Genomic DNA, 24,827 nt, shown 5'->3' with positions numbered 1-24,827 from the left:
TGAACCCGAAGGTACTCCTCACCAGGGGTTCAAGCAAGTTTCCGGTTACGCGCTGGCCGGGCGGGCACGGGCCTCACGGCGAGCGGCGTCGGCGTTGACGATGTCGAGGACGTCGCCCACGCGGTACGTGCGACGGGCCGGTCGGGTGCTCGTCATGCCGGCTGGCGTGAGCCGCCCGCGCTGGACCCAGTTGTCGATCTGCTTCGGGGTGACCTCGACGCCGAGGCCGTCGATCGCGCGGGCGAGCTGCGTCGCTGGCAGGTCGAGGTGCTCGGCCCGGCCGAGGAGCGCGGCGCGTCGGGCGCGCACGTCGTGCTCGGCACCGCACGCACATCGTGCGACGTCCTGGCCGCGGGCGGCGTAGACCGTCGCGTCGCACGTGCGTCCGTCCTCGAGCGACTGGCGGCAGCGACCGAGGGGCACGCGGTCGGCGGGACGGTCGCACGAACGGTCGGCGTCGTCGAGGGCTGCCGAGAGCTGCGCGACGAGGGTGGGCCCGTCGTGCCGAGCACGCAGTGTGGGCACCGCCTGGGCGAGGTAGCGGGCGAGCCCGACGTCGGTGGGGACCGGGCCGAGGCGGCCGGTGGCGGCGGCGAGCGTCGTGGCGATCGCGAGCAGGGCCGAGCGCAGGGTGCGGGCTGCGGAGCCGGCGCGGTCGTTGAACGGTACGGGCGCCTCCTCGCTCGAGGTCGCGCCGAGCGAGCGGACCGAGAAGCGCTGGGCCTTGAGCCATGCGTCCTCGAGCGCGGCGAGGGTCAGCGGGACGTACAGCAGCCGGATCGCGAGGGCGTTGGCGCAGTCGCCGCACACGGTCATGCCGGGCGGGCAGGTCTTGTCGCACGCGACGACGCCGTACCGGGAGCGGATCGGGACAGGGCAGGTGGACATCAGAGGGTCTCCTCGGTCGAGCGGCGACGGCCTCGGGAGCCGCGGCGGGTGCGGCGAGGTGCAGGGGTCGAGGCGGCGGCCTCGTAGGGTGCGGCAGCGCAGGTGCGGCACGGGCGGGGGTGGCCGTGGTCGGGGCACGTGGCCTGGGCGATGAGGTCCGGGTCCGGGGGTGGGCCGTGGTGGCCCTGCCAGACCGAGGGACCGAAGCGAGCCGGGACGGGGACCACGGGCGCGGCGCCCGCTACCCCAGGACTACCCAACCCTGACCCCACCAGAACCCCACCAGCGCCCGCGCGCGGCCGCGCCCGCGTGGGGGACACCTCGGAACTTGATCCGGTCTTGATCGCAACTTGATCGTTGACTTGATCCGAGGCGCCCTGGCCTGCGGGAACGTCCGCGCGCTGGGGCGGTGGCTTCAAGGTCATGCCCGCCTGTTCGGGCGTGCGCTGACCCTTCGTGCGGTTGCAGTCGGGGCATGCGACGACGATGTTCGTCGGGCCGATCGCCTTGGTCGGGTCGACGTGATCGAGCTGTCCAACGGCGTCGCCTCGACGCTTGCCGCCGTGCGAGCCGCGCGCGGGCTTCTCGACGCGCATCGAGCAGTAACGGCAGCGGGCGACGCCGTGAGCGTCGGTGTCACGGGCCCATACGGCCTCGACGATCTCGGGGCGGCGGAGCTCCTTCTGCTTGTCCTTCTGGATGCGCTCGGACGCGCCGGGGGCGTAGCCGAACTGCTTCCAGTCGTGGAACACCCACGACGCCGCGGGGGTGTCCGGGCACTTCTCGCAGCCGTGCTTCGGCGCGTGCCACAGGCCGTGCTTGACCAGGAGCTTCGCGGCGGCACGGGCCAGCGCAGCGTCCCCGCCCATGAGGCGGGTCGCGCGCTTGGCGGTCGTGGCGCCGTCGGTCCCCTGCTTGCGTGACGACGCCCCGGCCAGGACCCAGAGCATGATCGCGGGGGCAGCCCTGGCGGCGCTCTCGTCCTCGATCATGCGCTCGATCTTGTGGTTCGTGGGGAAGTCATCGTCGACCTGGAAGAAGGCCATCTCGTGGGGTCTCCTGTGGTGCTGGGAGGCGGATCAGGACTGAGCGGTCAGGGGGCGTCGGACGCCCACGTTGCGTCGGACGCGGGCGGCGCGGCGCTTGTCGCGCCGGCGTGCGCGCGAGTGCGATCGTGCGGTCATTGGTGGTCACCTCCCCTCGGGGGTCGCAGCACGGGTGGGAGCGGTAGGTCGGATCGGCGAGGTACACGCCGCCGTCCATCGGCTCCCGGCAGACAGGGCACCTGGGTGCCTCGGCCCAGCGACGCGCAGGCGCGTCCGGGCTCCGCGGGCACGACGCCAGGTGCTGCCTGTAGAGCGGCGCATCCTCCGGCGGGGTCTCGTGACCGGCGATCATGTGCGCGACGACGATGCCGCCGCGCTCCTCGAGCCGTGTGCGCCCCGCGGGGTGCGGGTGCGGGTCGAGGTAGAAGGTGCGCTCACCGCTGGCGGAGCGCACGGGCATGACGACGTACCCACACCGTGCCGCGCAGTCCGAGCCGCGAGTGCGCGAGGCGGTCTCCCGCTCGCGCGCGTCGAGCAGCTCGAGCGCAGCGATCCACGTCTCGGCCGACGCGGAGCGCGTCATGCCGGCACGACGGCGCACGGCCAGGCGACGGTCGCGGTCCGCGACGGTCGGCCAGACCGGGTCGTCCTCGACGCGCACGATACGCAGCTCGTAGGGCCGGTAGCCGAGCGCGACCGCGGCGTCCGCGAGCGCGGAGGCCTTGGCGAGGCGGTTGCGCTCGGCGTAGCGGGTGTGGGCGTAGTCGGTCATCGTGCGGCGGCGGCCTTGCGTAGGTACTGCGCGATGATCTCGCCCTCCCACTCGTCGCCGTCGACCGACTCGGGCAGGAGCGCAGCGGTCTCGTGCAGCCACTCATCGCGCTCCGTCGCCTCAGCCCGCAGCCGTGCGACCTCGGCGAGGGCGTCGTCGCGCTCCTTGCGCAGGCCCTCGACGGACCGGATCGTGAGGGACGCCTCCCGCTGGTGCTGACGGGCGACGGCGAGTTCGGCGCGAGCTTCGGCACGCTCGGCTTCGGCGGTGTCGGCCCGCTTCCGATGCGCCTCCCGGGCGGCACACGCCTGCTCGTAGGCCCAGGTCGTCGCGCGCCAGTCGCCGATGCCGAAGACCTCGGCGGTGTCGAGGGCGTCGAGCAGACGCGACATCTGCGCCGCCACGTGGGCGAGCAGCGTCAGCGTGCCGTGCTCGGTCACGAGCGGCCGGGTGGGGTCGTCCGCTGCCATCGCCGCGTCGAGCGCGGCGACCGTCGCGCGCAGGGTGGTGCGCTCGTCAGGGGTGATCGGGTCAGCCACGGTCGGCTCCCTCGATCATCAGGGGCGCGACCCGGCCCGACTCGTAGGCGGTCGCGACAGCCGGCAGCACGTCCTCGGCGACCGTCCGCCCGGAGGGCAGCACCGTGTGCGGCAGGAACTCGGTCTCGAACGTGACGATGCCGCTCGCTACGCCCTCGAGCTTCGCCTTGACCATGAGGGCGAGCGCACGCCACCGCTGGCGAACCGCCTGCTCGTAGGCGGTCTCGGCCGCCGACGCCGTCCGCTCCCCGCGGGAGTGATGCGTGAACTCGCGGTCGTCGCGGTCCGGCAGAGGCAGCACGAAGCGGATCTGGCGACCGCCCATGACGAACGCGATCGCGGCTCGGCCGGACTCCCAGCCGTAGGAGAACGCCTCCGCGCCGTAGCGGGTGAGGGTGCGCTCGATCTCGGCTCGGGACCGGTCCGAGGGGACCTCGGTGGACTGCGCGTAGCGCTGCTGGGTGCTCATCGCGTGCTCTCCGTTCTGGCCCGGCGGTAGCCGCGGGACGTCGCCAGGGCGACGCCGGGCGCGGGCGTGCGGTCGGTGTAGGCGATCGCGCGACGGCCGGCGTCGGGGTTGAGGTCGTACTCGAGGCGCGCGAGGTAGTCGGCGCGGTGATCGCCCGTGGGGTCGGCGACGGGATGGCGCGTGCCGCCGTGGCGCGGGAGGTCGTCAGCCACGGTTGGCCCTCGGGGTGATCGCGTCGAGCGCGCGACGGACCGCACGATCACGGATGCGGACGGCCTCGTCGTCGACCTCTCCGGCACCGCGACCGGGGCCGGTCCACCCGTCCAGGCCCGCCCCGTTGCCGTCGTCCCACACGCGCCCGAGGACCGCGGTGAGGTCGACGTCCTCGCGGGTCGCGGGCGGGGGCGACCCCAAGCCGGCGACGAGCCCGCAGAGGCGGTAGACGGCCAGGTGGGCACCCGAGTGATCCTCGTACCGGTCGAAGCCCGCCGGGTCGCACACAGGGCACGGGACGCCCTTGGGGCGGTGGTCGTCGTCGGCGTCGCAGAGCGTCGGGGACGCAGGCTCGGGGCCCTCCTCCCAGGTGAGCGCTGTCGAGCACACGGTGTCCGGGTAGGTCGCACCGAAGGCACTCCATCCGACGAACATCCCAGGGCACTCGACGCTCGCGGATGGGGCCGCACCCAGGAACGGGAACGCGGCACTCACGTCGCGGAGAGCATCGCGGAACGTCTCCGCGCTCGGCCCCCGGTCGGCTGTGTCACTCGTGCGGTCGATCAGTGCCCACGCCGCACCATCCAGCGCAGCGCCACGGATCGCGGCGACGTCGCTCTCGTCGACGTCCCACTCGCCCAGCGCCTCGACGGCGGCGTCGGACACCACAGGGACCAGGGCGCTGGGGTCGTGCAGGACGAGCGCGGGGAGGTCGGTGTCGGAGTAGAGCGTCTGCGGGCCGAAGTACCCGGCGATGAGCCACCGGGGCTCGACGGGACGGCCCGCGCGCGCCTCGGCGACGGAACCGCGCGCCGTTCGCACGATGCTCCCCATGGGCAGCGCGTCGAGCTCGGCGGTGTTCGCGATCGTTCGGGCGGTCACGGCGTCGGCCGGATCGCGACCTGGACCGCGGGTCGGCCAATGACGGGCGAGGTCCAGCCGCACACCGCGCACCACGGGGGTCGGCCGTCGCGGTGCTGCACGGGATTATGCCCGTCGTGCTCCCACGGCTCGGTGGGCGGCGTGGGTTCGCCGACGGGAGGCTCTGCGTCGACGTAGGCCTGGTACATCGCCTCGAGGACCTCGGTCGGGGTCATGTCGACGATGTACCGGCCGTCGTAGGCGGTGGTGACGACCTGCGAGTGTCCCGGGTAGCTGGGCGAGTCGGGGTCCATGGGGTCCGCAGTCCGGTCGGAGACGACGACGATCTGGTCGACGCGGATCGAGGCTGTGCAGCCGTCGGTGAGCGGCAGTGCGATGAACGCGGGCGTGGTCACGGGGTCTCCTTGGTGGGTGCGGTGGGGGTGATGCCGTCGGCGATGTCGAGGCGCGAGAGATCGGGTGGGTCGGCGCCCGTGAGGGCGCGGGCGACGTACAGGGCGCGGGCCGGGGCGACGGCCTCGTCGACGGCCTGCATGGCGTGCATGAGCTCGTAGTCGTCGAGGGCGTCGGCGATCTCCGCGGCGAGACGCCACGTCGCGGTGCGGCGCCGCTCGTAGGTGCCGAGCAGGTAGCCGATGACGAAGAGAGCCGCGGCGACGAGCGCGAGGGTGACGTGCTCGACGGTCATCAGCGGGCCTCGCGGATCTCGCGGGCCACGTCGGCCGCGGCGTGCGCCGGGCGCAGCACGCTGCGCGCCTTGGTGCCGTCGGCTGCGTCGACGATGCCGAGCGCCCCGAGCTCGTCCATGAGCCGCAGCGCCTTGGTGAGCGGGATGCCGCCGAGCTTGCGGCGCAGCATCGAGACGGACCCGAACTGCGAGGCGACGACGACCTCGGCAGCGTGCGCGAGCTGCTCGACGCGGTCGCGCTCCATGCGGGCCGCGCGCGCCTCGTCGCTCTCACGGTCGGCGCCGCCGTACAGGGGCGCGACGACGCCGGACTCACGGTGCTCGAGGTCCGCCGGCAGCGGCAGACGGTCGTCCCACGCGCGGGCGTGGTTCGCGGCCTCGATCTGCGCGTCCTCGGAGGTGCGCGTCATCGCGATGCGGCCGAGGAACGCCTCCCCGATGCGGACCGTCAGCGCAGCGCCGGTCGAGATCGGCTCGCAGATCATCGGTTCGCCGTACACCGACGAGGCAACCTCGAAGCGGTGCAACAGGGCGGGCGAGATCCACCACTCCCCCGTGAGCGTGTGCCCCTGGCGCAGCGAGCCCGAGAAGAGCCGACGGACGTCGGGGAAGAGGTCGTCCTGCCCGGAAGTCGCGCGCTGCAGCGTCAGGGACTCCCCCGGGATGAGGCCGGCGACGTCGGTGAACGTCACCTCCTTCGCGGTCGCCTCGATGCGGATGAGCACCTCGTCGTCGGGCGCAGGGAACACGGCGAGGACCTTGTCGATGTCGTCCTTGCCGAGGTCCCAGGGCTCGGCGTCGGCGCCCTCGTAGTCGACGACGGACACGAGGGCGAGCGCGATCGTGTAGCGGTCGGTCGCGGTGAGCTCGACGTTCTGAGCGAACGGCGTGAACCTCACGCGGGCGAGGCGCGGCTCAGCCTTCGCGGTCGGGATGTGTGGTTTGACGGCGCGCAGCGCTGCGCGCAGGTCTGCCAGGTCGACGACGAGGGTGGTCACGGGTAGAGCTCCGTTCGGACGGCTCGGGCGAGGATGTGGAGGTTGGCGCGCTGCTCGGGGGTGGCGCCGCGGATGAGGTGGGCGGCGACGTCGGCGTGGATGAGGGCGTCGAGCGCCTCGGGGCGTGCACGGCGCGCTGCGCGGCACACGGCGGCCGCGACGCGCATCCGGTAGGCGGCGCGCCCCTCGTCGCTCACAGGGGTGCTCACGGCTCGTCTGCGGGCACGTCGGCGGCCGCGGTGACCTTGGCTCGCTCGTCGTCACGGATCGCCTGCTCCCAGCACGGCCCGCACGCGGGCCCGACGACGCGGCGGGCGCCGGCGTGTGTGCACGCGAGTCGCGGCGCGAGCGCGTGCGTCTTGGTAAACCAGGCGGCGCGGGCGGCCGAGCGCACGCGGGCCTCGCCGCGGCCGGTCGCGGCGATCTGACGGGCCATGTCGACGCCGTCCCTCGTCGTGACCTCGCGGCGAGCGACCTGGGCGCGCACGGCGGCGGGCAGCTCGAGCAGGGAGAGCCGCTCGGAGACCGTCGACGTCGAGTAGCCGGTGAGCCGCGCGATGTCCGCGGGTGTGCGACCACGCCGCGTGAGGCGGGCGAACGCTTCGGCCTGCTCGACGGGGTTGAGGCCCTTGTGCAGCGCGGCCGCGATCATGTGCGACGTCTGCTGCTCATCGGTCGTGTCCGTCGAGGCGATGCACGGCACGGCCTCGAGGCCCGCGGCCTTCGCTGCCGCGAGGCGCCGGTGACCGTCGAGCAGCAGGAACGGGCGACCGCTGCGCTGGGGGACGATGACGAGCGGCTGCTGGATCCCGCGAGCGCGGATCGAGGCGGCGAGTTCGGTGAGGTCGCCGAGGTCGCGGCGGACGTTGCGGGGGTTGGGCTGGATGCGGTCGATGGGGACGCGCGGGATAGCAGCCATCAGTCGGCGGCCTTGGCGGCGGCGGCGCCGTCGACGACGTCCTGCTCGTGCGGGGCCAGGGCGTAGCCCCACTCGGCGAGGTGGGTGAGGTACGTCGCGTAGCGGGTCGAGCCGCGCTTGTTCTTCTTCGAGGCGGCGTGGCGCCAGTAGTCCTTGGGCATCTGCGCCTCGCTCGCCGCGCATCCAAGGGCGAGGAGCCGGTTGGCGGCCTTCGCCGGGGAGTCCGACCACGTCTTGCCGTAGAGCTCGCGGGCGAGCGTCCACTCGAGGTTGGACCCGTAGGAGGCCTCGAGGAAGGCGAGCGTCGCCGCGACGGCGTTCTTCGGCATCTTGTCGCTGGTGAGGAACTCGCCCAGCCAACGGCGACGCACGACCTGGGCTGCCTCCGCCGCCTTGTTGGTCTCGACGAGGTGCTTGCGCTCGGCCTTCTGCTCGTCGGTCATCGGGCCCGACGTCGCACCCGATCCCTGGGTGGCGTGCCGCGCGTAGTGACCGGACGTCTTCCAGGTCAGGCAGTAGTGCTCCTCGCGCACGGTGGCGTCGGGGGCGCCGTACCAGAGGACGTCGATGATCACGGCGCGGCCGGCGCACGACTCGTGCTCGGCCGGGGTGATCTGCCTGCCGCCCGCGGTCGCGGAGAGGCCGGTGAGGTACTTGGCGGGGTCGGTGGCCTGCCATGTTGAGGGGCGCTCGTCGAGGATCGTCATGCCGGGGTCGGACGCGAGGATCTCATCGACGCGCTGCTGGCGCATCGCTGCCCGCCCGCGGTCATGGCGGGCACGCTCGACGGCGTGGTCGAAGGCGTCGTCCGCGATGCCCTCGACGAGGTCGGCGTAAACCTCGGGGTCGTCGGCGAACTCCGCGACGGCCGCGGCGCGCACGAGGTCGACCTCGGGGGCGGCGTCGACGACGCGGCGCGCGGCCGGGTCGAGGGCGGCGACGTCGCGGCGACGGGAGATCCACGAGCGGGGGCGGCCGAGCGTCGTGGCGAGGTCGGCCTCGGAGACGCCGAGGTCGAGGGAGCCCTGCACGAGCGCCGCCTCCTCCGACTCCGTGAAGTCCGCGCGCTCGAGGTTGCCGGCGAGCACCTCGGCGACGGCCGTCGCGTCGTCGACGTCGACGACGCGCACGGGGACCATGAGCATGCCGAGCATCTGCGCCGCGGCGAGGCGACGGGCGCCGGAGAGTACCTCGAACGCCTCGGGGATGAGCGGGTGGGCGCGGACGAGGAGCGGCTCGCGGATCTCGCCCTGCGCGCGGATGAGCTCGGCCAGGCCCTCGAAGCCGGCGTCGTGGCGGTGGGCCGGGTTGAGGGGGTGCAGGTGCAAGTGCTCGACGAGCACCTGCTGCGCGCCAGCGGAGGGCGCGTTGGCGATCGCGTCGACGGCGCTCGTCGTGCTCGAGGCGGCGGGCAGCTCGATCGTCGCGCGGGCACGGCCGCGCTTGGGCGCGGCGGTGGTCTCGGTGGTGGTCACAGCGGGCTCCTGGTGCGGTAGGGGCAGGTCACGTAGTGGTGCAGGGCAGGGGTCTCGCTCGGCCCGGGCGTCTCCCCCGGGCTGAGCGGGCGGCACGTCGTGCCGCCGAGGGAGACCGCGTGCGACGGCGCGATGCCAGCGGACTCGTCGAAGGTCGCGTTGAGCGGGATGCGCTTGCGGGGCTGGCCGGCGCGCAGGTGCAGCGGGATCGAGAGCACGAAGACGACCTCCGCGCCGCACCCGGGGTGCTGCGAACCGTCGGCGTCGACGTGGTGCTCGCACACCGACACGGGCGGGCGGCTCACGTCACACCCGTGCGCACGTAGACCCGCACGTAGGCGCCGTGCGCCGAGCGGCCCGTCGAGCGCTCGAGGGCGGGTGCGACCCGACCCGACGCGCTCGTTACCTGCCCGGCGACGAGCAGGCCCGACGACGGCGTCGCGGCGCCGTAGAAGAGCCCGCCGCGAGCGCGAGGCGGGACGCCGAGCTCGTCGAGCGTGGTGCGGAGCGCGTTGACCGAGACCTCCGCGCCGGCGGGCAGTGCGCGGATGACGTCGAGGAACGCTGCGCGCTGGGCGTCGGTGGCTGCGTGCGCGGAGCGGGTCTGGCCCGCGACCTTCTCGGCCAGACCGACGGCGGCGTTCATACTGCCCCCTCGACGGCGTCGAGCACCTCAGGTACGTCCTGCTCCCACACCGCGACGATCACGCCGTGCATGCCGGCGGCGTGGCGGCCGGTGTGGTTGGCGATGCGCGTGCAGGTGTAGTGCAGGCGGGTCGTGATCGTGTCGAGGTTCCAGCGGTCGGCGCAGACGCTCGGCCAGAGGCCGCACGTGTGGTCGACGACGACCGGCTGGTAGCCGACGTCGAGGTGCCACGAGCGCGGCACGGGCGGACGCTCGACGTCGGCGAGCGCCCTGCGGAGCCCGTCGAGCACCTGGTGCTCCTCGACGCCGGAGTCGAGCAGGGTGCCGAGCTCGTCGAGGACGCGGCGGGAGTCGGCCAGCACCTGGCGGATCACGTCCTGGTGCGCCGTGTCGTCGACGGCGGTGACGGGACTCATCGCGCACCGCCCGTCGCGACGCGACGCGCCTGCAGAAGGACCGCACCCGAGGCGAGCACGAGCAGGGCCGCGGTGATCGTCCCGCCCGACAGCGGCGGGGAGGCGAGCGCGACGACGACGGCCGCGCCCGCGAGCAGGACGGCGAGGGCCAGGGCGCGCGTCATCGGGCGAGTCCCGCCGCGCGGTGTCGTGCTCGGGCGCGCAGAGGCGGGAACCCGAGCTCGTGCCTGGCGCGGTTCGTGCGCTCGGCGTGCACGGCGCTCGAGTACGGCGAGGGTCCGGCGTACTGCGGCACGGGGACGGGTGCGAGGCGCACGTGGCGCGGCTGGGCGCTGCGCGACGGCAGGGAGGTCGTCATCGTCGGTCTCCTGGGGCGTGGCGGGGGCAGGGGCGGTGCGCGCGGCGGGCACGCGGGCGGGCTCGTCGGTGAGCGGGGTGCCGTCGCACGGGTCGAGCGGGACGGCGACGAGCACGGCCTGGTCGCCGGAGGCGATGACCTGCTCACCGCCGAGGTGGAGCAGGTAGACGGAGAGGTCGGGGGCGCCGACGGGGGCGTGCAGCACACCGAGGACCTGCGTGATGTCGGAGAGACCACCCGCATGCGCGCGGCCGTCGCGCTCGATGAGGATCCGGACGCCGATGTGCTCGACGGTGAGGTCGGCGACGGTGAGTCGCTCGAGCCCGGCGCTCACCGCGCACCGTCCGCGAGCGCGGCGACGTCGAGGACGTCAGTGGTCGCGCCCCAGTTGAGGTCGACGTCGATGCCGACGACCGTGGCGAGGCCGACGGAGACGGTCTCGGCGAGGACGCGCTCGGTTGTGAGGAGCGCGTCGAGCTGGGCGCGGACGTTGGCAAGGTGCCGGGTGGCGGCGCGCAGCGTGGTGAGGTCGGTGACCGGGGCGGCGCCGTGGACGGACGTCGCCCCGGTGGTGTCGGCGGGCGCGGGCGCGGGCGGCACAGCGCGCCCGCCGACGGTGGGCAGCACCGTGTCAGCGGCACTCCCGTCCCCTACGGTGTCGGTATCGCGCTGAGGCGGTTCCGACGCCTCGGCACGCTGCGCGGTAGCACCCGCGACAGCCGACCCCGAAGGGGAAGAACTATGACGGAGCTCGACTACCCGCTGGCTGTCAGCCATGAGGTCGCCGTCCTCGCGCTCGAGCGCGCCCAGCGCGCCGGACGCGAGGTGATGCTCGTCGTCGGCGCGGCCGATGACCCGGCGGGGACTCTCCTCGTCGGCAACGGCGCTCTCGGTGGGCTGACCGTCGCTCGGCGCACAGTGCGGGCGACGACGCCCGAGCACGACGAGGTCGCCCGCGACTGGGCGTCGGCTTCCCCCGAGCGGGACTTGCTGCTCGTCGTGGCCGTTGACGGCGGCCTGGTCCTCGACGTGGGCGACGTCTCCATAGGCGAGTGAGTCGTGTGCTGCGGGGAGCGGCGCATGCTTGCGGTCCATCCCCAGCGACTGGCAGTGCTTGCACATGAGCATCACGCCGTAGGCACTGGCGCGCACTCTGCCCTCGTGCGGCGCGTCGACTAGGCGGTCGCAGTAGCGGCAGCGACCGCCGTCGCGGCGAGAAGCCTCGGCGACGAGCTGCGGGTCTCGCTCGGCACGGCGACGCGAGGCCGCCTCGCGGCGGATACAGGTGGGGCAGCCGTTGCACGTCGTGAGGGCGGGGTCTGCGTAGGTGACCTTGGCCGGGGCGGCGATCGCAGCGGCCGCCCCGGCCTCGGGTGCCGGGTCCGCGTCAGGGTCCGCGGGGTCCGGCGTGGCCGACGTCGCGTGGGGACTCGCGATCTCGGCCGGGTCCTCCGTCATGGCTTCGGAGGACGTCTGGTGCTCGAGCCCGTCGATGGGGAACCACGTCGTCACGTGGTCGAAGGCCACACGGGCGAGGGTCGGGCGGTCGGCGTCGAGGCCGATCACCTGGCCGAGGGTGCCGCGCCACGGGAGCCCCACGATCGTGGCCGTGACCCGGACGAAGTCGCCGACGGTGAGCGGGCGGGCGGTCATCGGGCACCGCCGGCGGTGTCCGCGAGCGCGGGGTCCGGGGTGACGAGTGCCAGGATGTCGGACCGGCGGTAGCGTCGGTGGTTGGTGGGTGTGCGGACGGCGGAGACGCGGCCGGCGGCGGTCCAGCGCTTGAGCGTGTCGACCGAGATGCCGATCAGCGCTGCGGCGTCGGACACTCGGATGAGGTCGTCGTCATGCGAAGCAGGCTTCGTTTGCATGGGGCAAAGCGAAGCACGCTTCGTTTGAAGATGTCAACGTGGAGTTACGAGGCTGTAGTTTTTTGCTGGGCCTTGCCCTCGTTTGCATGGGGTGGCATCATGAATCCATGAGCACATCGACCCACCTCGCGCCGGGCCTCGTCCCGTTCTGGACGTTCGGCGATCGCCTCCGCAAGGCGCGCCTGACCGCCGGCTATGACCAGCGTGAGTTCGCGGAGCGCATCGGCGCGACCCCGAGCCGCATCGCACACTGGGAGACCGACAGGTCGCTCCCGCGCAACCAGGTCGCCGTCGCACGGCGCATCGAGCTGCTGACGGGGATCCCCGCGACGTGGATCCTGGGCCTGGACGCAGAGCGCCCCCGCCCGGATGGACCGGACGGGGGCGAAGAGTGCGCCATCAGGGACTCGAACCCCGAACCCGCTGATTAAGAGTCAGCTGCTCTGCCAATTGAGCTAATGGCGCATGTTCCTGCGGTTTCCCGCGGCAACGAGATGAAACACTAGCACCCGATCAGCCCGTGCACGAAATCGAGATGGACCTGCGCCGACGTGACGCCGGACACGTGCGTCAGAGGCCCTTCTCCTCGCGCGAGATGCGCTGGCTGTCGGGCCCGAAGGGGCTGAGGAGGTCGGCGACGAGTGCGAGCGGCATGCGCTCCGCCAGGAGGTCCTCGAGCGCCGGCAACCCCTCGAGGATCTCGCGCGAGCGCGCGTCGAGCTCGTCGTCCGTCGGCTCGTCGGGCGTGCCGACGGGAGCGTCGACCACCGGGGCCTCCTGCGGAAAGGTGACGCGGCCCTGCTGCTCCGGGGCGGCGGCGCGGCCGTGGCGCGTGCGGGTGCGGCCCGTCCGCCTGTCCTGTGCGGATGCTCGTCCGGTCGCCATCGTCGCCTCCTCCGGCTCGTCATCGGGCCGTCAGCCTGCCTGCGCCCTCGTCCAGTCGAACATCGTCCGACGAACCCCACAACAGCAGGGGAGGTGAGGTTGCGGGTGAGTGACGCGTGCCCTCCGAGGGAGCGTCGGGTGGGGAATGTGAAGCCCCAAGGTCAGAGGCCTACGACTGTTCCGACCGGTGAGAGTTCAGCGCTCAGAGGTACATCCCCGTCGGCCCGTGGTCCTCCACGGACTGGGACACCGCATGGACGTCGCGCTCGCGCAGCAGCACGAAGAACTCCCCGCCTAGCTCGACCTCGGGCTTCTCCTCCGGGTCGTAGAGCACCCGATCTCCGACCGCGACCTGACGCACGTGCTCCCCCGCCGCGACGACGTTCCCCCACGACAGCCGCTTGGGGCCGACAGCGGTCAGCGGGATGACGAGGCCCGCAGCCGTGCGCGACTCCGCGCCGTCCTTCTCGGGACGCACGAGGACACGGTCGTGCAGCATACGGATGGGCAGGGGCGCGGACGTGGTGGTGCTCACGCCCACACGGTACCTGCGGTCGCTGCCCGTGCAGCACGCGCCGACTAGGCTCGCGGAGACACCACGCCACCTCACCTGGGAGAACCGTGCCCGTCCTCACCCCCGGCCAGACCGCGCCCGACTTCACGCTGCCCGCCGCCGACGGCACGTCCGTCACGCTCTCGGAGCTGCGCGGCCGCAAGGTCATCGTCTACTTCTACGCGGAGGCCGGGACGCTCGGCTGCACTCGACAGGCGTGCGACTTCCGCGACTCCATGGCGTCGTTCGAGAGCGCCGGCTACCGGGTCCTCGGCATCTCCCCCGACACCGTCGAGAAGCTCGCGCGCTTCACCGAGAAGGAGAGCCTCGGCTTCACGCTCCTCGCCGACCCCGAGCACGAGGTCATGGCGCCGTGGGGCGCGTGGGGTCTCAAGCAGCTCTACGGCCGCGAGGTGACGGGCACGATCCGCGGCACCGTCGTCCTCGACGAGGAGGGCGTCGTCACGCACTCCCTCACGAACATCAAGGCGACCGGTCACGTCGGCCGCCTCCGCAAGATCCTCGGGCTCGACGCCTGAGCCAGGCACACCCTGGAGCGGCGCGCCCGTAGGATGGGCGCGCCACGCGCGAGTGGCGGAACTGGCAGACGCGCAGGATTTAGGTTCCTGTGCCCTCGGGCGTGCGGGTTCGACCCCCGTCTCGCGCACGGACGACGAGAGCCCCGGACCGTACGGTCCGGGGCTCTCGTCACGCTGGTGGGGCGAGGAGGCTCAGGCCTCCTTCGTCTCCTGCTCGGCGATCTGCTTGCGCACGTCGTCCATGTCGAGGCCCTTGACGGCGTCGACGACCTGCTGAAGCTGACGGCCCTGGAGCGCGCCGGGCTGGTTGAAGACCAGGATGCCCTCACGGAACGCCATGAGCGTCGGGATCGACTGGATACCCGCGGCAGCGGCGAGGCCCTGCTCGGCCTCCGTGTCGATCTTCGCGTGGACGATCTCCGGGTTGGCGTCCGAGGACTTCTCGAACGTCGGGCCGAACTGGCGGCACGGGCCGCACCACTCGGCCCAGAAGTCGAGCAGCACGATGTCGTTGCTCTTGATGGTCTCCTCGAAGGTGGCCTCGGTCAGTGCCACGGTCGCCATGGTGATCCTCTCGTCAGGCATCAGTTGATCTCGGGGGTTCTGACCGTCCAACAGGGTCAGGTCGTCCCGTATTCCCGGCGCGTCTCGCACCGGTCCCGTCCGGCAGGGTAGAACAGGACGGTGACCGAGACCTTCGAGTTCCCGCCTGACGACCCGCGCCCCTCCGGGTGGCTCGACGCCGACGCGATCGCGCGCGTCCGCTCGGCCGTGCCGATCCTCTACGTCGATGCCGTGCCCGTGCGGGTCGACGACTCGGGCGACGTCGTCGCCGTCGGCCTCCTGCTGCGGGTGACGCCCGAGGGCGTCATGACGCGCGCGCTCGTCTCGGGACGCGTGATGTACCACGAGCGGGTGCGGGACGCGCTCGTGCGTCACATCGAGAAGGACCTCGGCCCCGTCGCGCTGCCGATCATCCCGGCAGCGCCGCAGCCGTTCACCGTGGCGGAGTACTTCCCGACGCCCGGCGTCACGCCTTACTACGACGCGCGCCAGCACGCCGTGTCGCTCGCGTACGTCGTGCCCGTGACCGGCGACTGCTCACCGCAGCACGACGCGATCGACCTCGCCTGGATCACGCCCGAGGAGGCCGTGAGCGAGGCCGTGCAGGTCGAGATGCACGGCGGCTCGGGCTTCCTGCTGCGCCAGGCGATGGCGCACGTGGGCCGCGCGGTCTGACGCCCGCTTCCCGACGGATCGACGCGTTCCCCCCATCGAACGGGAGCAATGCGTCTCTCCGTCGTGGGTGGGCTACAGCGCGAGCGTCGGCCAGTCCGCGAGGTCCTCGCGCATACGACGGTCGTGCGTCGCGACGACGACGGCCGCCGGCGTCGTCCGCAGCGCCTGCGTGAGCTCGTCGACGAGGTCGATCGAGAGATGGTTCGTCGGCTCGTCGAGCAGCAGCACGTGCGGCGCCGCGACGAGCGCGCACGCGAGGTCGAAGCGCCGCCGCTGCCCGAGCGAGAGCTCACGCAGCGGACGGTCGAGGTCCTCCTCGCTCAGCAGGCCGAGGAACGCGACCGGCACGACGAGCTCGGGGTCGAGCGCGCCGGCCGAGAGCAGCCGCAGCGCGACCCTTCCTGCGACGTCGAAGCCCGTCGCCCCGTGCGCCGCGTCCTCGAGGACGTCCGCGAGGTCGACCCCCGTCTGCACGCCGAGCCCCTCCTGCCCGACGACACCGATCCGCACACCCTCGTGCACCGTACGCACGCCGCGCTCGAGCGGCAGCGTGCCCGCGAGCGTGCGCAGCAGCGTCGACTTGCCCGTGCCGTTCGCCCCCGTGACGAGCAGCCTCCCCGACGCGGGCAGCGCGATGCGCGTTCCGGGCAGGTCGAGCCGCCCCGGGACGTGCGGGGAGCGCAGCGAGACGAGCTCCGCGCCCGCGGCCGCGTGCCACGCCGGGTCGAGAGCGGGCAGCGTCGGGAACCTCAGCTCGACGGGCGGGACGGGCACCTCGACGGCCTCCGCCTCGAGCTTCTGCACGAGCCTGTCCGCGGCCTTGACGTGGATGCGCGCCCTCGTGGCACGGCGGTTCTTCTGCGAGCCCTTGAGCGGCCGCCACTCGTCGGACAACCCCTCGTACGACGTGTCGAGCCGCGCGAGCAGCACCTCGCGCTTCTTCTGCTCGGCGTTGTAGCGCTGGCGCCAGCGGTGCAGCGCCTGGTTCTTGGCGAAGCGGAACGAGAGGTAGCCGGGCTGCCCGTAGAACACGGGCCGGCCCTCCATCGACGGGTCGAGGTCGCAGATGCCGGTCGCGACGTCGTCGAGCAGCCGGCGGTCGTGCGTGACGAGCACGACGACGCCCTGCCACGCGAACACCTCGCGCGTGAGGTGCTCGAGCGCGGCGTCGTCGAGGTGGTTCGTCGGCTCGTCGAGCAGCAGGACGTCGGCGCGCGCCGCGAGGCGGCAGCCGAGCCGCACCCGGTGCCTCTCCCCGACCGACATGTGCGCGAGCTCGCGCCCCAGGTCCGTGCACGCACCGATGCGGTCGAGCTGCTCGAGGACGCGCCGCTCCGCGTCCCACGCCGCGAGCCGCTCGGAGCGTTCGAGCAGCGCCGTGAGCTCGCCGAGCGACCCGGTCGCGTGGTCGAAGGCCTCGGTCGCCGCGGCGATCTCCGCCGCGAGCGCCGTGACCTCCGCGAGGGCGTCGGCCACCTCGTCGCCCACGGTCCGACCGGGGACGACGGGCATGTCCTGCTCCACGAGGTCGACGACACCGTGACGGCGCACCTGCCCTGCCGACGGCGTGAGCTCGCCCGCGAGAAGGCGCAGCATCGTCGACTTGCCCGAGCCGTTCTCGCCGACGATCGCGACGCGCGAGCCCGCCGCGGCACGCAGCGTGACCTTCTCGAGCACGGGGCGCCCGGGGTAGCCGAACGCGACCGCCTCGGCGACGACGTGGACCGTGGGCATGCCCCGGGGTCTCCTTCTGGCTGGTGGGATCGTGGCGCGCCCCAGCCTACGTGTCGCTACCGTGGGCCCATGACCGGACCCGCAGCCCCCGTCTCGCCCGAGGCCCGCGCACGCGCGCGCCTCACCGTGGGCTCGATCATGTCGTTCGACGTCGACGTCGTCGCAGTCCTCGTCTTTGCGACGGTCGGCCGCAGCACGCACGAGCACGGGCTCGACGTCGTCGGGATCCTCGGCACCGCGTGGCCGTTCCTCGTCGGCACGGTCCTCGGCTGGATCGTCTCGCGGGCGTGGAGGCGACCCTTCGCGCCGTGGTCGACCGGCCTCGTCGTGTGGGCGTTCACCTGGGGCCTCGGCATGGCGCTGCGTGCCGGCACGGGCGGCGGGACAGCGCCCGCGTTCATGCTCGTCGCGCTCGGGTTCCTCGGCCTGACGCTCGTCGGCTGGCGCGCCGTCGCGACGCTCGTCATGAGCCGTCGCGCGGCCTGAGACCTCCCCCGCACGCGATCGCTCGGACGCGCAGCGGCCGAGCCCCGCAGCTGCCCCGGCGTGCGCAGGGCCCAGGCCCGCGCAGGTCAGGCGCTCAGCGCCCGCGCGACGTGCGGGACGAGCGCGCGGAACGCCTCACCGCGGTGCGAGATGGCGTTCTTCTCCGCAGGGCTGAGCTCCGCCGTCGAGCGGTCCGAGCCCGTCGGCAGGAGGATCGGGTCGTAGCCGAAGCCGCCCGTCCCCCGGCGCGCCGTGAGCAGCGTGCCGCGCAGGTAGCCGTGCTCGACGTGCTCGACGCCGTCGGGGGTGACGATCGCCGCCGCGCACACGAACTGCGCGCCACGGTGCTCGGGCGCGATGTCGCCCAGCTGCGCGAGCAGCAGGTCGAGGTTCGCCGCGTCGTCCCCGTGCCGGCCCGCCCAGCGGGCCGAGAAGATGCCCGGCGCACCGCCGAGCACGTCGACCGCGAGGCCCGAGTCGTCAGCGACAGCGACCAGACCCGTCGCCTGCGCGAGCGCACGCGCCTTGAGCAGCGCGTTCTCGGCGAACGTCAGACCGTCCTCGACCGGCTCCGGCACACCGAGGCCCGCCGCCGAGACGACGTCGTCCGCCACGAGCCCGGGCACGCCCGAGCCGTCCGCGGGGACGAGGATCGCACGCAGCTCACCGAGCTTGTGCGTGTTGTGCGTCGCGAGGACGAGACGGGCCGAGGCCATGGGGGCTCCTTGGTGTGGGTCGGGACAGGAGGGGCAGCGCCCTGTCAGACGGTGTGCACAGCGAGAGGCCGCGCAAGGTCGAGAGGACCCTCGTACGTCGTCCGCGCCTCCGCGAGGACGACGGCGGGCTCGGTCCACGGCTGCAGGTGCGTGAGGACGACGGAGCGCGCGCCCGCGCGCGTCGCGACACGACCCGCGCGCACGCCCGTGAGGTGGATGCCGCGCGGCTCGTCACGCCCCTCGACGAACGCAGCCTCGACGAGCAGGAGGTCAGCGTCACGCGCAGCCTCGACGATCCCGTCGCACTCGTCGGTGTCGCCCGAATACACGAACGTCACCTCGCGCGAGGGGTCCGCCTCCGAGGGGCCCGTGACGCGCAGCGCGTAGGCCTCGACAGGGTGCTCGACGCGGAACGCCTCGACACGCATGGGACCCACGTGCCAGGGCGCGCCGTCCCAGCCGGAGAACGCCATGCAGTCGAGGTTCTCACCCTCGTCGAGACCGAACGTCACCGCGACCTTCGACCCCGCCCCCTCCGGTCCCCGCACCTCGAGCGGCCGCTCGCACGGCCGCGACGCCGTGCCGACCGTCGGGTGGTACCGCAGGTACACGTAGAGGCCGCACAGGTCCGCGAAGTGGTCCGGGTGCATGTGCGTGACGCCGACCGCGTCGATCGTCGTCGGGTCGACGAGCGTCTGCAGCGGCCCGAACGCGCCCGAGCCGCAGTCGAGCAGCAGGCGCCACGTGCGCCCGTCCGTGTCGTCGGCCTCGAGCAGGTAGCTCGACGCGGCCGACTCCGGGCCCGCCATCGAGCCCGTGCAGCCCACGATCGTCAGCCTCACCGGGTCACCTCCGCGGACGGGACCTCGTCGACGCGCGCGACCTCCGGGCCGAGGAAGCGGCGGGCGAGGCGGTGGAAGACCTCCGGGTCACCGGTCGTGCGGAAGAGGTGCTCAGGCGCGTCGGCGTCCGCGGAGCGCTCCAGCCCGTGCGCGACGAGCGTCCGGTAGACGTCCTTCGCCGTCTCCTCGGCGCTCGAGACGAGCGTGACGTCCTCGCCCATGACGTAGCTGATCGGGCCCGTGAGCAGCGGGTAGTGCGTGCAGCCGAGCACGAGCGTGTCGACGCCCGCCTCCCGGAGCGGCTCGAGATAGCCCCGAGCGACCTCGAGGACCTCGGGACCCGACGTACGTCCGTCCTCGACGAGCGAGACGAACTCCGGGCACGCCTGCGACGTCACATGGATGCCCGCCGCCACGCCCAGCGCGTCCTCGTACGCCCGCGAGTCGACCGTCGCCCGTGTGCCGATGACCCCGATGCGACCCGAGCGCGTCGCCGCGAGCGCGCGGCGTGCCGCCGGATAGATGACCTCGACGACCGGCAGCCCGAGCCGCACCGTGTACCGCTCGCGCGCGTCACGCAGGACGGCCGCCGACGCGCTGTTGCACGCGATGACGAGCATCTTCACGCCGTCCTCGACGAGACGGTCCATGACGTCGAGCGCGAGCGCACGGACCTGGGCGATCGGCCGCGGCCCGTACGGGCTGTGCGCGGTGTCGCCGATATAGCTCAGCGACTCGTTCGGCAGCTGGTCGATGATCGACCGGGCGACCGTGAGGCCGCCGACTCCCGAGTCGAAGATCCCGATGGGCGCGTCATTCACGCGACCCAGGCTAGCCGGGGACACCGACACTGGCCGCAGGGCACGTCACGGTGAGCGCAATGTCACAGACGTCCGGCCCCGGACGTGCGTGGAGCGCGACACCCCTCGGGGTGCCGCGCTCCACGGGCGGGCGGTCGCCGTCCGTGACGGACGGCGACCGGCGCTACACCTTGCGGCCGCGCCCGACGAGGCTGAGGACGAGGCTCACGATGAGGACGACGACGCCGATCCAGATGAGGAACTTTCCGATCTCGGTCGCGACTCCCAGGATGACGAGCACGACACCGACGAGCAGGATGATGAGCCAGCTAGGCATGGAACACTCCTCTCAGTTGGACCCCTGGGCGGGGTCTTCCTGATCTCTACCCTGCCCGCGAATCACGCGGTCCGCACGCCGAGGAGCAGCAAGAACACCCAGGCGAGCGCCTCAGATCGCCGGCCCCGCGCCGCGCAGGCGCGCGAGCATGAGGTCGAGGAGCGACTCCTGCAGGTACCCCGCGAGGAGGAACACCGAGCCGAGCAGCTCGGTCCGCGGCTCGAGCTCCGCCTCCCCGCGCCACGCCTGCTCGACCGCCGTCGCCAGCCGGTCCGAGTCGACGTCCGTGACGATCCCCAGACGCTCCGCGAGGACGAGCCGCACGTCCGTGAGCGCACCCGCGAACGACTGCGTGTCGGACGGCTCGAGCGCGATCTCCCGCGAGCCGAGGTCGTCGTCGTCAAGGATCGCGTCGACGGCAGCGTCGTCCTCGTCGTCGACGAGGTCGAGCAGCGGCTCGTCCGCACCCACGAGTGCCTCGCACAGTGCCGTGAGCCGCCCGACCTTCGACAGCGCGAGGTCCGTCTGCGTGAGCCGCCGGAACTCCTCGCCCACCGCCGCGTCCGTCGGCGCCGCGTTCGGCAGCAGCCTGCGGACCGCAGGGTCCGTCGGAGCCTCGACCCGGGAGTCGTCGAGCCCCAGGAGCGACGCCGGCAGGCCGTCGTCGGCCACCGCCGCCGCGATCTCCTCGAGCCCGTCGATCTCCTGCTCGAGAAGCTCGACGACCTGCTCCGCGACCTGCGCGATCGCGAAGCGCTCGTCGCGCGTGAGCCGCGCGACGAACCGACCGTCCGACTCCTCGAAGGGCCTCACGACTCCCCCGCCTTCTGCATGGTGGCCCACAGCCCGAACTCGTGCATCGCCTGCACGTCACGCTCCATGTGCTCGCGGCCCCCGCTCGAGACGACCGTGCGCCCCTCGTGGTGCACGCGCAGCATGAGCTCCTCCGCCTTGGCCGGCGGATAGCCGAAGTACGACTCGAAGACGTACGCGACGTACGTCATGAGGTTGACCGGGTCGTTCCACACGAGCGTCACCCACGCGTCCTCCGTGCGCGCGAGCACGTCCGTGGCCCCCGCGCCCTCGATCTCGGCACCGGGGTCCGTCGAGACACGCACCGGAGGCAGGTCGAGGATCACGGCTCCAGCCTACGTCGGGGCCCCGACATCCGAGCAGGTCGCCCGGTGCGCCTCACTTCCGCCCGACGAACCAGCCGCGCACCATCGCGACACGCTGCTCGAGCTGCTCGACCGTCGCCTGCGGCACGTCCGGCCCGCCGCAGCGTCGGCGCAGCTCCGTGTGGATCGTGCCGTGCGGCTTGCCCGAGCGCCGTGCCCAGCCCGCAACGAGCTGGCTCAGCTCCTTGCGGAGGTCTGCCGCCCGCCGGTGGTCGAACTCCTCCGTGTCGATCTCCTGGCGCCCGCGCGCCACCTGGCCCGCCTGGCGCTGCCGCAGGAGCGTCGTCACCTGCTCCGCGTCGAGGAGCCCCGGCAGGCCCAGGAAGTCGAGCTCCTCGTCCGAGCCGACGTCCGCGCCCAGGCCGAACTCGCCGCCGTCGAAGAGCACCTTGTCGAACGACGCCTGAGCCTCGAGCGCCTCGAACGAGCCGAGCAGGTCGTCCGAGCCCTTCTCCTCACGGTTCGCCGCAGCGAGCAGGTCGGCCTCAGGGTCCTGCCCCTCCGCCTCGTTGCGCGGGCGGTCCAGCGCATGGTCGCGCTCCGCCTCCATCGCGTGCGCGAGCTCGAGCAGCTGCGGCACCGACGGCAGGAACACCGACGCCGTCTCGCCCCGGCGCCGCGCACGCACGAATCGGCCGATCGCCTGCGCGAAGAACAGCGGGGTCGACGCGCTCGTCGCGTACACACCCACCGCGAGCCGCGGGACGTCGACGCCCTCCGAGACCATGCGCACCGCGACGAGCCACCGCGAGTCGCCCTTCGCGAACTCCTCGATGTTCTTGCCCGCGCCGTCGTCGTCCGAGAGGACGACCGTCGGCGAGTGACCCGTGATCCGCGCGATGTGACCCGCGTAGGCGCGCGCGTCCGTCTGGTCCGTCGCGATGACCATCGCCCCCGCGTCCGGGACCGTGCGGCGCACCTCGGTGAGGCGCGTGTCCGCCGCAGCGATGACCGACTGGATCCACTCGCCGTTCGGGTCGAGGGCCGTCCGCCACGCCTGCGAGACCATGTCCTTGGTCATGGGCTCGCCGAGGCGCGCCGCGACCTCGTCGCCCGCCTTCGTGCGCCAGCGGACCTGGCCCGAGTACGACATGAAGATCACGGGCCGCACGACATGGTCGCGCAGCGCCTCGCCGTAGCCGTAGGTGTAGTCCGCCGACGAGCGCCGGATGCCGTCGCGGTCACGCTCGTACCGCACGAACGGGATCGGCGACGTGTCCGAGCGGAACGGCGTGCCCGTGAGCAGCAGGCGTCGCGTCGCATCCTCGAACGCCTCACGCAGCGCGTCGCCCCAGCTCAGTGCGTCGCCGCCGTGGTGCACCTCGTCGAGGATGACGAGCGTGCGCGCCGACTCCGTGCGCGCCCGGTGCAGCGCAGGGTTCGCAGCAACCTGCGCATACGTGAGCGCGACGCCGTCGTACTGCGAGCCCGCGCGACCCTGTGCGTTGCGGAAGTTCGGGTCGATCTTCACGCCGACGCGCGCCGCCGCGTCCGCCCACTGGTGCTTGAGGTGCTCGGTCGGCGCGACGATCGCGATGCGACGCACCGTGCCGGCCTCGAGCAGCTCCGTCGCCAGACGCAGCGCGAACGTCGTCTTGCCCGCGCCCGGCGTCGCGACCGCGAGGAAGTCCCTCGGCTGCGTCGCCCGATAGCGGTCGAGCGCCTCCGCCTGCCACGCACGGAGCTTCGTCGCCGTACCCCACGGGGCACGCTGCGGGAACGCCGGAGCAAGCTGCTCCGCCGCGACCGCCGACGCGTGCACCGGCATGGACTGCACGGCCTGACGAGGAGCGGCTCCACCGACCTGCATGCGGGCACGCGCCCGCGCCGCGGCACGCTCGACCCGTTCGGTGAGCGCGGAGGTGAAGAGGTCAGGCTGCTCTGCGGCCGGCGTCACCGGCCGCCGTCGCCCTGGCCGCCGTCGGAGTCGCCGTCCTGCGGGTCACGCAGGCCGTCGTAGATCTCCTTGCAGACGGGGCAGACGGGGAACTTCTGCGGGTCCCGACCCGGGACCCAGACCTTGCCGCACAGCGCGATGACGGGACGGCCCGTCATGGCCGACTGCATGATCTTCTCCTTGCGCACGTAGTGCGCGAAGCGCTCGTGGTCGCCGGGCTCGGCCTCCTGGGCCTGCTCCGTGCGCTCGAGGACGCTCGTCGCCGAGCCGCCGGGACCGCGGGGATCCGAGGGATCGTCCGGGTGGGTCGGGAACATCGGCTCGCTCATGAGCCCGAGTCTACGACGCCCCTCCGACATCCCCCGGGCCCGTCCGCGAGATAGGGGCCCGCACGCGAGATAGTGGGCTACCGACCCCTATCTCGACGCGGAGCCCCTATCTCGCGAGATGCTCTCCGGCCCGGTTCGGCGGACAGGTCGATAGGCTGCGGGGATGGTCGAGGGTGGGAGGGTCCGGGTCGACGTCTGGGCGTGGTCCGCGCGCATCTACCGGACACGCTCCGCCGCAGCCGCCGCATGCCGCGCCGGGCACGTCCGCGTCGCCGGGGAGCGCGCCAAGCCGTCGACGACGGTCCGCGTCGGCGACGAGATCAGGGCCCGGACCGACGCTGGCGAGCGCGTCGTCGTCGTCCGCGAGCTCCTCACCAAGCGCGTCGGGGCCCCGCTCGCGGCCGAGGCCTACGAGGACCGCACGCCTCCCCCGCCGCCGCGCCTCGCGGCCGCAGCGCCCGTCGCGCTCCGCGAGCGCGGCTCGGGCCGCCCGACGAAGCGCGAGCGCCGCGCGCTCGACGCCCTCCGCGGCCGCGACGTCCCCCACCCGGACGACGACTAGCGTCGGTCTCTCTCCGGACGGTCGCCCCCTCCCCCGACGGCGTGCCGGCGCCAACCTGTCTCACCACGGGTCGGCTCGTTCCAACCACAGAACTGCCAAAACCGACCATTTGGTCGAGAGGTCGAGCTGCTGATCACCGAACCTCACCCCGGCGGTGTCCCGATAGCCGATCCATGCACGTGCGATGTACCGATCCGCTATCGACGGGAACGCTCCCCCGCGCACGCGACGCTCGATGCCCCGGACGGAGCTAGGCGGACCGACCCGCTGGCGGCCCCCGCCCGATGCTCGATAGCCGATCCGTGCACGTGAGATGTACCGATCCGCTATCGACGAGGGCACTCCCCGCGCAGGCTGCGCTCGATAGCCAATCCATGCATGTGAGATGTACGGATCCACTATCGACGGGAACGCTCCCCGCGCACGCTGCGCTCAACAAAGGATCGGGACCTGTGAGGTGGTCGGATCGGCTATCGGAACACTGCGGGGCGGGACGAAGTGGGACGGGTACGAGGCAGGAGGGGACGGGACGGGGACGAGGCAGGAGGGG

36 protein-coding genes and 2 tRNA genes are annotated in these 24,827 nt (G+C 72.9%); 6 read left to right on the top strand and 32 right to left on the bottom strand.

The genetic code is table 11. The annotated features are described in order from the left end of the window. Positions 1-45: 45 nt before the first annotated feature. Genes G7063_RS05250 through G7063_RS05160 form a run of 19 tightly spaced genes read right to left on the bottom strand, consistent with a single transcriptional unit; the run spans position 46 to position 12,180 of the window. Positions 46-888, bottom strand: coding sequence for a hypothetical protein (locus tag G7063_RS05250; RefSeq protein WP_166413458.1), 843 nt, complete (start codon positions 886-888; stop codon positions 46-48). Further along, entirely contained in the window at positions 888-1,934 is a 1,047-nt protein-coding gene (locus G7063_RS05245; RefSeq protein ID WP_166413457.1) for an HNH endonuclease, read from the bottom strand. The genes G7063_RS05250 and G7063_RS05245 overlap by 1 nt, the downstream gene beginning before the upstream one ends. Further along, positions 1,909-2,706, bottom strand: coding sequence for a hypothetical protein (locus G7063_RS05240; protein WP_166413456.1), 798 nt, complete (start codon positions 2,704-2,706; stop codon positions 1,909-1,911). Before G7063_RS05240 ends, G7063_RS05245 begins: the two co-directional genes overlap by 26 nt. Continuing rightward, positions 2,703-3,245 (bottom strand): hypothetical protein, encoded by a 543-nt coding sequence (locus tag G7063_RS05235; RefSeq protein ID WP_166413455.1) that lies wholly within the window; start codon positions 3,243-3,245, stop codon positions 2,703-2,705. The genes G7063_RS05240 and G7063_RS05235 overlap by 4 nt, the downstream gene beginning before the upstream one ends. After that, the gene (locus tag G7063_RS05230; RefSeq protein ID WP_166413454.1) at positions 3,238-3,714 is read right to left on the bottom strand and encodes a hypothetical protein; all 477 of its coding nucleotides are present in this window, start codon (positions 3,712-3,714) and stop codon (positions 3,238-3,240) included. Before G7063_RS05230 ends, G7063_RS05235 begins: the two co-directional genes overlap by 8 nt. Next, positions 3,711-3,926, bottom strand: a complete 216-nt coding sequence (locus G7063_RS05225; RefSeq protein WP_166413453.1) for a hypothetical protein — start codon at positions 3,924-3,926, stop codon at positions 3,711-3,713. Before G7063_RS05225 ends, G7063_RS05230 begins: the two co-directional genes overlap by 4 nt. Continuing rightward, positions 3,919-4,809: a hypothetical protein gene (locus G7063_RS05220; RefSeq protein ID WP_166413452.1), complete on the bottom strand. Its 891-nt coding sequence runs from the start codon at positions 4,807-4,809 to the stop codon at positions 3,919-3,921. Before G7063_RS05220 ends, G7063_RS05225 begins: the two co-directional genes overlap by 8 nt. Next, a complete protein-coding gene (locus G7063_RS05215) occupies positions 4,806-5,204 on the bottom strand; it encodes a hypothetical protein (RefSeq protein WP_166413451.1) in 399 nt (132 codons plus the stop codon). The genes G7063_RS05220 and G7063_RS05215 overlap by 4 nt, the downstream gene beginning before the upstream one ends. Next, entirely contained in the window at positions 5,201-5,497 is a 297-nt protein-coding gene (locus G7063_RS05210; RefSeq protein ID WP_166413450.1) for a hypothetical protein, read from the bottom strand. The genes G7063_RS05215 and G7063_RS05210 overlap by 4 nt, the downstream gene beginning before the upstream one ends. Then, a complete protein-coding gene (locus tag G7063_RS15105; protein ID WP_206188212.1) occupies positions 5,497-6,495 on the bottom strand; it encodes a DNA translocase FtsK in 999 nt (332 codons plus the stop codon). The genes G7063_RS05210 and G7063_RS15105 overlap by 1 nt, the downstream gene beginning before the upstream one ends. Then, positions 6,492-6,704: a hypothetical protein gene (locus tag G7063_RS05200; RefSeq protein WP_166413449.1), complete on the bottom strand. Its 213-nt coding sequence runs from the start codon at positions 6,702-6,704 to the stop codon at positions 6,492-6,494. Before G7063_RS05200 ends, G7063_RS15105 begins: the two co-directional genes overlap by 4 nt. Continuing rightward, on the bottom strand, positions 6,701-7,414 hold the full coding sequence (locus tag G7063_RS05195) for a ParB/RepB/Spo0J family partition protein (RefSeq protein ID WP_166413448.1): 714 nt from the start codon (positions 7,412-7,414) through the stop codon (positions 6,701-6,703). The genes G7063_RS05200 and G7063_RS05195 overlap by 4 nt, the downstream gene beginning before the upstream one ends. Then, positions 7,414-8,889 (bottom strand): ParB/RepB/Spo0J family partition protein, encoded by a 1,476-nt coding sequence (locus G7063_RS05190; protein WP_166413447.1) that lies wholly within the window; start codon positions 8,887-8,889, stop codon positions 7,414-7,416. Before G7063_RS05190 ends, G7063_RS05195 begins: the two co-directional genes overlap by 1 nt. Next, on the bottom strand, positions 8,886-9,194 hold the full coding sequence (locus tag G7063_RS05185; protein ID WP_166413446.1) for a hypothetical protein: 309 nt from the start codon (positions 9,192-9,194) through the stop codon (positions 8,886-8,888). Before G7063_RS05185 ends, G7063_RS05190 begins: the two co-directional genes overlap by 4 nt. Continuing rightward, positions 9,191-9,535, bottom strand: a complete 345-nt coding sequence (locus G7063_RS05180) for a hypothetical protein (protein WP_166413445.1) — start codon at positions 9,533-9,535, stop codon at positions 9,191-9,193. Before G7063_RS05180 ends, G7063_RS05185 begins: the two co-directional genes overlap by 4 nt. Beyond that, on the bottom strand, positions 9,532-9,951 hold the full coding sequence (locus G7063_RS05175; protein ID WP_166413444.1) for a hypothetical protein: 420 nt from the start codon (positions 9,949-9,951) through the stop codon (positions 9,532-9,534). The genes G7063_RS05180 and G7063_RS05175 overlap by 4 nt, the downstream gene beginning before the upstream one ends. Further along, positions 9,948-10,643 carry a hypothetical protein gene (locus tag G7063_RS05170; RefSeq protein WP_166413443.1) on the bottom strand — a complete coding sequence of 232 codons (696 nt, stop codon included), beginning with the start codon at positions 10,641-10,643 and terminating at the stop codon, positions 9,948-9,950. The genes G7063_RS05175 and G7063_RS05170 overlap by 4 nt, the downstream gene beginning before the upstream one ends. Next, complete coding sequence (locus tag G7063_RS05165; protein ID WP_166413442.1) at positions 10,640-11,962, bottom strand: hypothetical protein; 1,323 nt, start codon at positions 11,960-11,962, stop codon at positions 10,640-10,642. The genes G7063_RS05170 and G7063_RS05165 overlap by 4 nt, the downstream gene beginning before the upstream one ends. After that, positions 11,959-12,180: a helix-turn-helix domain-containing protein gene (locus G7063_RS05160; RefSeq protein WP_166413441.1), complete on the bottom strand. Its 222-nt coding sequence runs from the start codon at positions 12,178-12,180 to the stop codon at positions 11,959-11,961. Before G7063_RS05160 ends, G7063_RS05165 begins: the two co-directional genes overlap by 4 nt. 86 nt (positions 12,181-12,266) lie before the next feature. On the opposite strand from G7063_RS05160, the gene G7063_RS15495 reads away from it, so the two are divergent. Beyond that, complete coding sequence (locus G7063_RS15495; RefSeq protein WP_166415209.1) at positions 12,267-12,611, top strand: helix-turn-helix transcriptional regulator; 345 nt, start codon at positions 12,267-12,269, stop codon at positions 12,609-12,611. On the opposite strand, the gene G7063_RS05150 is transcribed toward G7063_RS15495, so the two are convergent. From G7063_RS05150 to G7063_RS05140, 3 genes are all read right to left on the bottom strand, one after another. After that, a tRNA-Lys gene (locus G7063_RS05150) sits at positions 12,573-12,645 on the bottom strand. The two genes, G7063_RS15495 and G7063_RS05150, sit on opposite strands and share 39 nt — an antisense overlap. 105 nt (positions 12,646-12,750) lie before the next feature. Then, positions 12,751-13,065 (bottom strand): hypothetical protein, encoded by a 315-nt coding sequence (locus tag G7063_RS05145; protein ID WP_166413440.1) that lies wholly within the window; start codon positions 13,063-13,065, stop codon positions 12,751-12,753. A gap of 202 nt (positions 13,066-13,267) precedes the next feature. Further along, on the bottom strand, positions 13,268-13,600 hold the full coding sequence (locus tag G7063_RS05140) for a co-chaperone GroES (RefSeq protein ID WP_370520734.1): 333 nt from the start codon (positions 13,598-13,600) through the stop codon (positions 13,268-13,270). Positions 13,601-13,686: 86 nt separating this feature from the next. Here G7063_RS05140 and bcp point away from each other — a divergent pair, with 86 nt between their 5' ends. Together bcp and G7063_RS05130 are read left to right on the top strand one after the other, a co-directional pair. Continuing rightward, complete coding sequence (bcp, locus tag G7063_RS05135) at positions 13,687-14,157, top strand: thioredoxin-dependent thiol peroxidase (RefSeq protein ID WP_166413439.1); 471 nt, start codon at positions 13,687-13,689, stop codon at positions 14,155-14,157. A gap of 46 nt (positions 14,158-14,203) precedes the next feature. Next, positions 14,204-14,285: transfer RNA gene (locus tag G7063_RS05130), tRNA-Leu, on the top strand. 64 nt (positions 14,286-14,349) lie between these two features. Here the strand turns inward: G7063_RS05130 and trxA are convergent. After that, on the bottom strand, positions 14,350-14,721 hold the full coding sequence (gene trxA / locus G7063_RS05125; protein WP_166413438.1) for a thioredoxin: 372 nt from the start codon (positions 14,719-14,721) through the stop codon (positions 14,350-14,352). A 120-nt stretch (positions 14,722-14,841) separates the two neighbouring features. Between trxA and G7063_RS05120 the strand changes: the two genes are divergently transcribed. Next, on the top strand, positions 14,842-15,396 hold the full coding sequence (locus tag G7063_RS05120; protein ID WP_166413437.1) for an NUDIX hydrolase family protein: 555 nt from the start codon (positions 14,842-14,844) through the stop codon (positions 15,394-15,396). A 72-nt stretch (positions 15,397-15,468) separates the two neighbouring features. Here G7063_RS05120 and G7063_RS05115 read toward each other — a convergent pair whose 3' ends face one another. Next, entirely contained in the window at positions 15,469-17,130 is a 1,662-nt protein-coding gene (locus G7063_RS05115; RefSeq protein WP_166413436.1) for an ABC-F family ATP-binding cassette domain-containing protein, read from the bottom strand. 69 nt (positions 17,131-17,199) lie between these two features. Between G7063_RS05115 and G7063_RS05110 the strand changes: the two genes are divergently transcribed. Continuing rightward, entirely contained in the window at positions 17,200-17,616 is a 417-nt protein-coding gene (locus G7063_RS05110; protein WP_240916196.1) for a DUF3054 domain-containing protein, read from the top strand. Positions 17,617-17,702: 86 nt separating this feature from the next. Here G7063_RS05110 and rdgB read toward each other — a convergent pair whose 3' ends face one another. From rdgB to G7063_RS05070, 8 genes are all read right to left on the bottom strand, one after another. Then, complete coding sequence (gene rdgB / locus G7063_RS05105) at positions 17,703-18,332, bottom strand: RdgB/HAM1 family non-canonical purine NTP pyrophosphatase (protein ID WP_166413435.1); 630 nt, start codon at positions 18,330-18,332, stop codon at positions 17,703-17,705. Between the two features lie 44 nt (positions 18,333-18,376). Next, entirely contained in the window at positions 18,377-19,174 is a 798-nt protein-coding gene (locus G7063_RS05100; protein ID WP_166413434.1) for an MBL fold metallo-hydrolase, read from the bottom strand. Next, on the bottom strand, positions 19,171-19,995 hold the full coding sequence (gene murI / locus G7063_RS05095) for a glutamate racemase (RefSeq protein WP_166413433.1): 825 nt from the start codon (positions 19,993-19,995) through the stop codon (positions 19,171-19,173). The genes G7063_RS05100 and murI overlap by 4 nt, the downstream gene beginning before the upstream one ends. A gap of 163 nt (positions 19,996-20,158) precedes the next feature. Then, a complete protein-coding gene (locus G7063_RS05090; protein ID WP_166413432.1) occupies positions 20,159-20,311 on the bottom strand; it encodes a hypothetical protein in 153 nt (50 codons plus the stop codon). Between the two features lie 111 nt (positions 20,312-20,422). Next, positions 20,423-21,124, bottom strand: coding sequence for a DUF2017 family protein (locus tag G7063_RS05085; protein ID WP_166413431.1), 702 nt, complete (start codon positions 21,122-21,124; stop codon positions 20,423-20,425). Next, the gene (gene clpS / locus G7063_RS05080) at positions 21,121-21,399 is read right to left on the bottom strand and encodes an ATP-dependent Clp protease adapter ClpS (RefSeq protein WP_240916247.1); all 279 of its coding nucleotides are present in this window, start codon (positions 21,397-21,399) and stop codon (positions 21,121-21,123) included. Before clpS ends, G7063_RS05085 begins: the two co-directional genes overlap by 4 nt. A 103-nt stretch (positions 21,400-21,502) precedes the next feature. Beyond that, positions 21,503-23,257 carry a DEAD/DEAH box helicase gene (locus G7063_RS05075; RefSeq protein ID WP_166415205.1) on the bottom strand — a complete coding sequence of 585 codons (1,755 nt, stop codon included), beginning with the start codon at positions 23,255-23,257 and terminating at the stop codon, positions 21,503-21,505. A gap of 125 nt (positions 23,258-23,382) precedes the next feature. Next, complete coding sequence (locus G7063_RS05070; RefSeq protein WP_166413430.1) at positions 23,383-23,715, bottom strand: DUF3039 domain-containing protein; 333 nt, start codon at positions 23,713-23,715, stop codon at positions 23,383-23,385. Positions 23,716-23,878: 163 nt separating this feature from the next. Here G7063_RS05070 and G7063_RS05065 point away from each other — a divergent pair, with 163 nt between their 5' ends. Next, complete coding sequence (locus G7063_RS05065; protein WP_166413429.1) at positions 23,879-24,277, top strand: RNA-binding S4 domain-containing protein; 399 nt, start codon at positions 23,879-23,881, stop codon at positions 24,275-24,277. The last annotated feature ends 550 nt before the right edge of the window (positions 24,278-24,827 follow it).

Source organism: Sanguibacter sp. HDW7 (genome assembly GCF_011300875.1).
GTDB lineage: Bacteria > Actinomycetota > Actinomycetes > Actinomycetales > Cellulomonadaceae > Flavimobilis.
The sequence above is the reverse complement of the archived record's forward strand: the minus strand, read 5'-3'. Positions and strand labels throughout refer to the sequence as shown.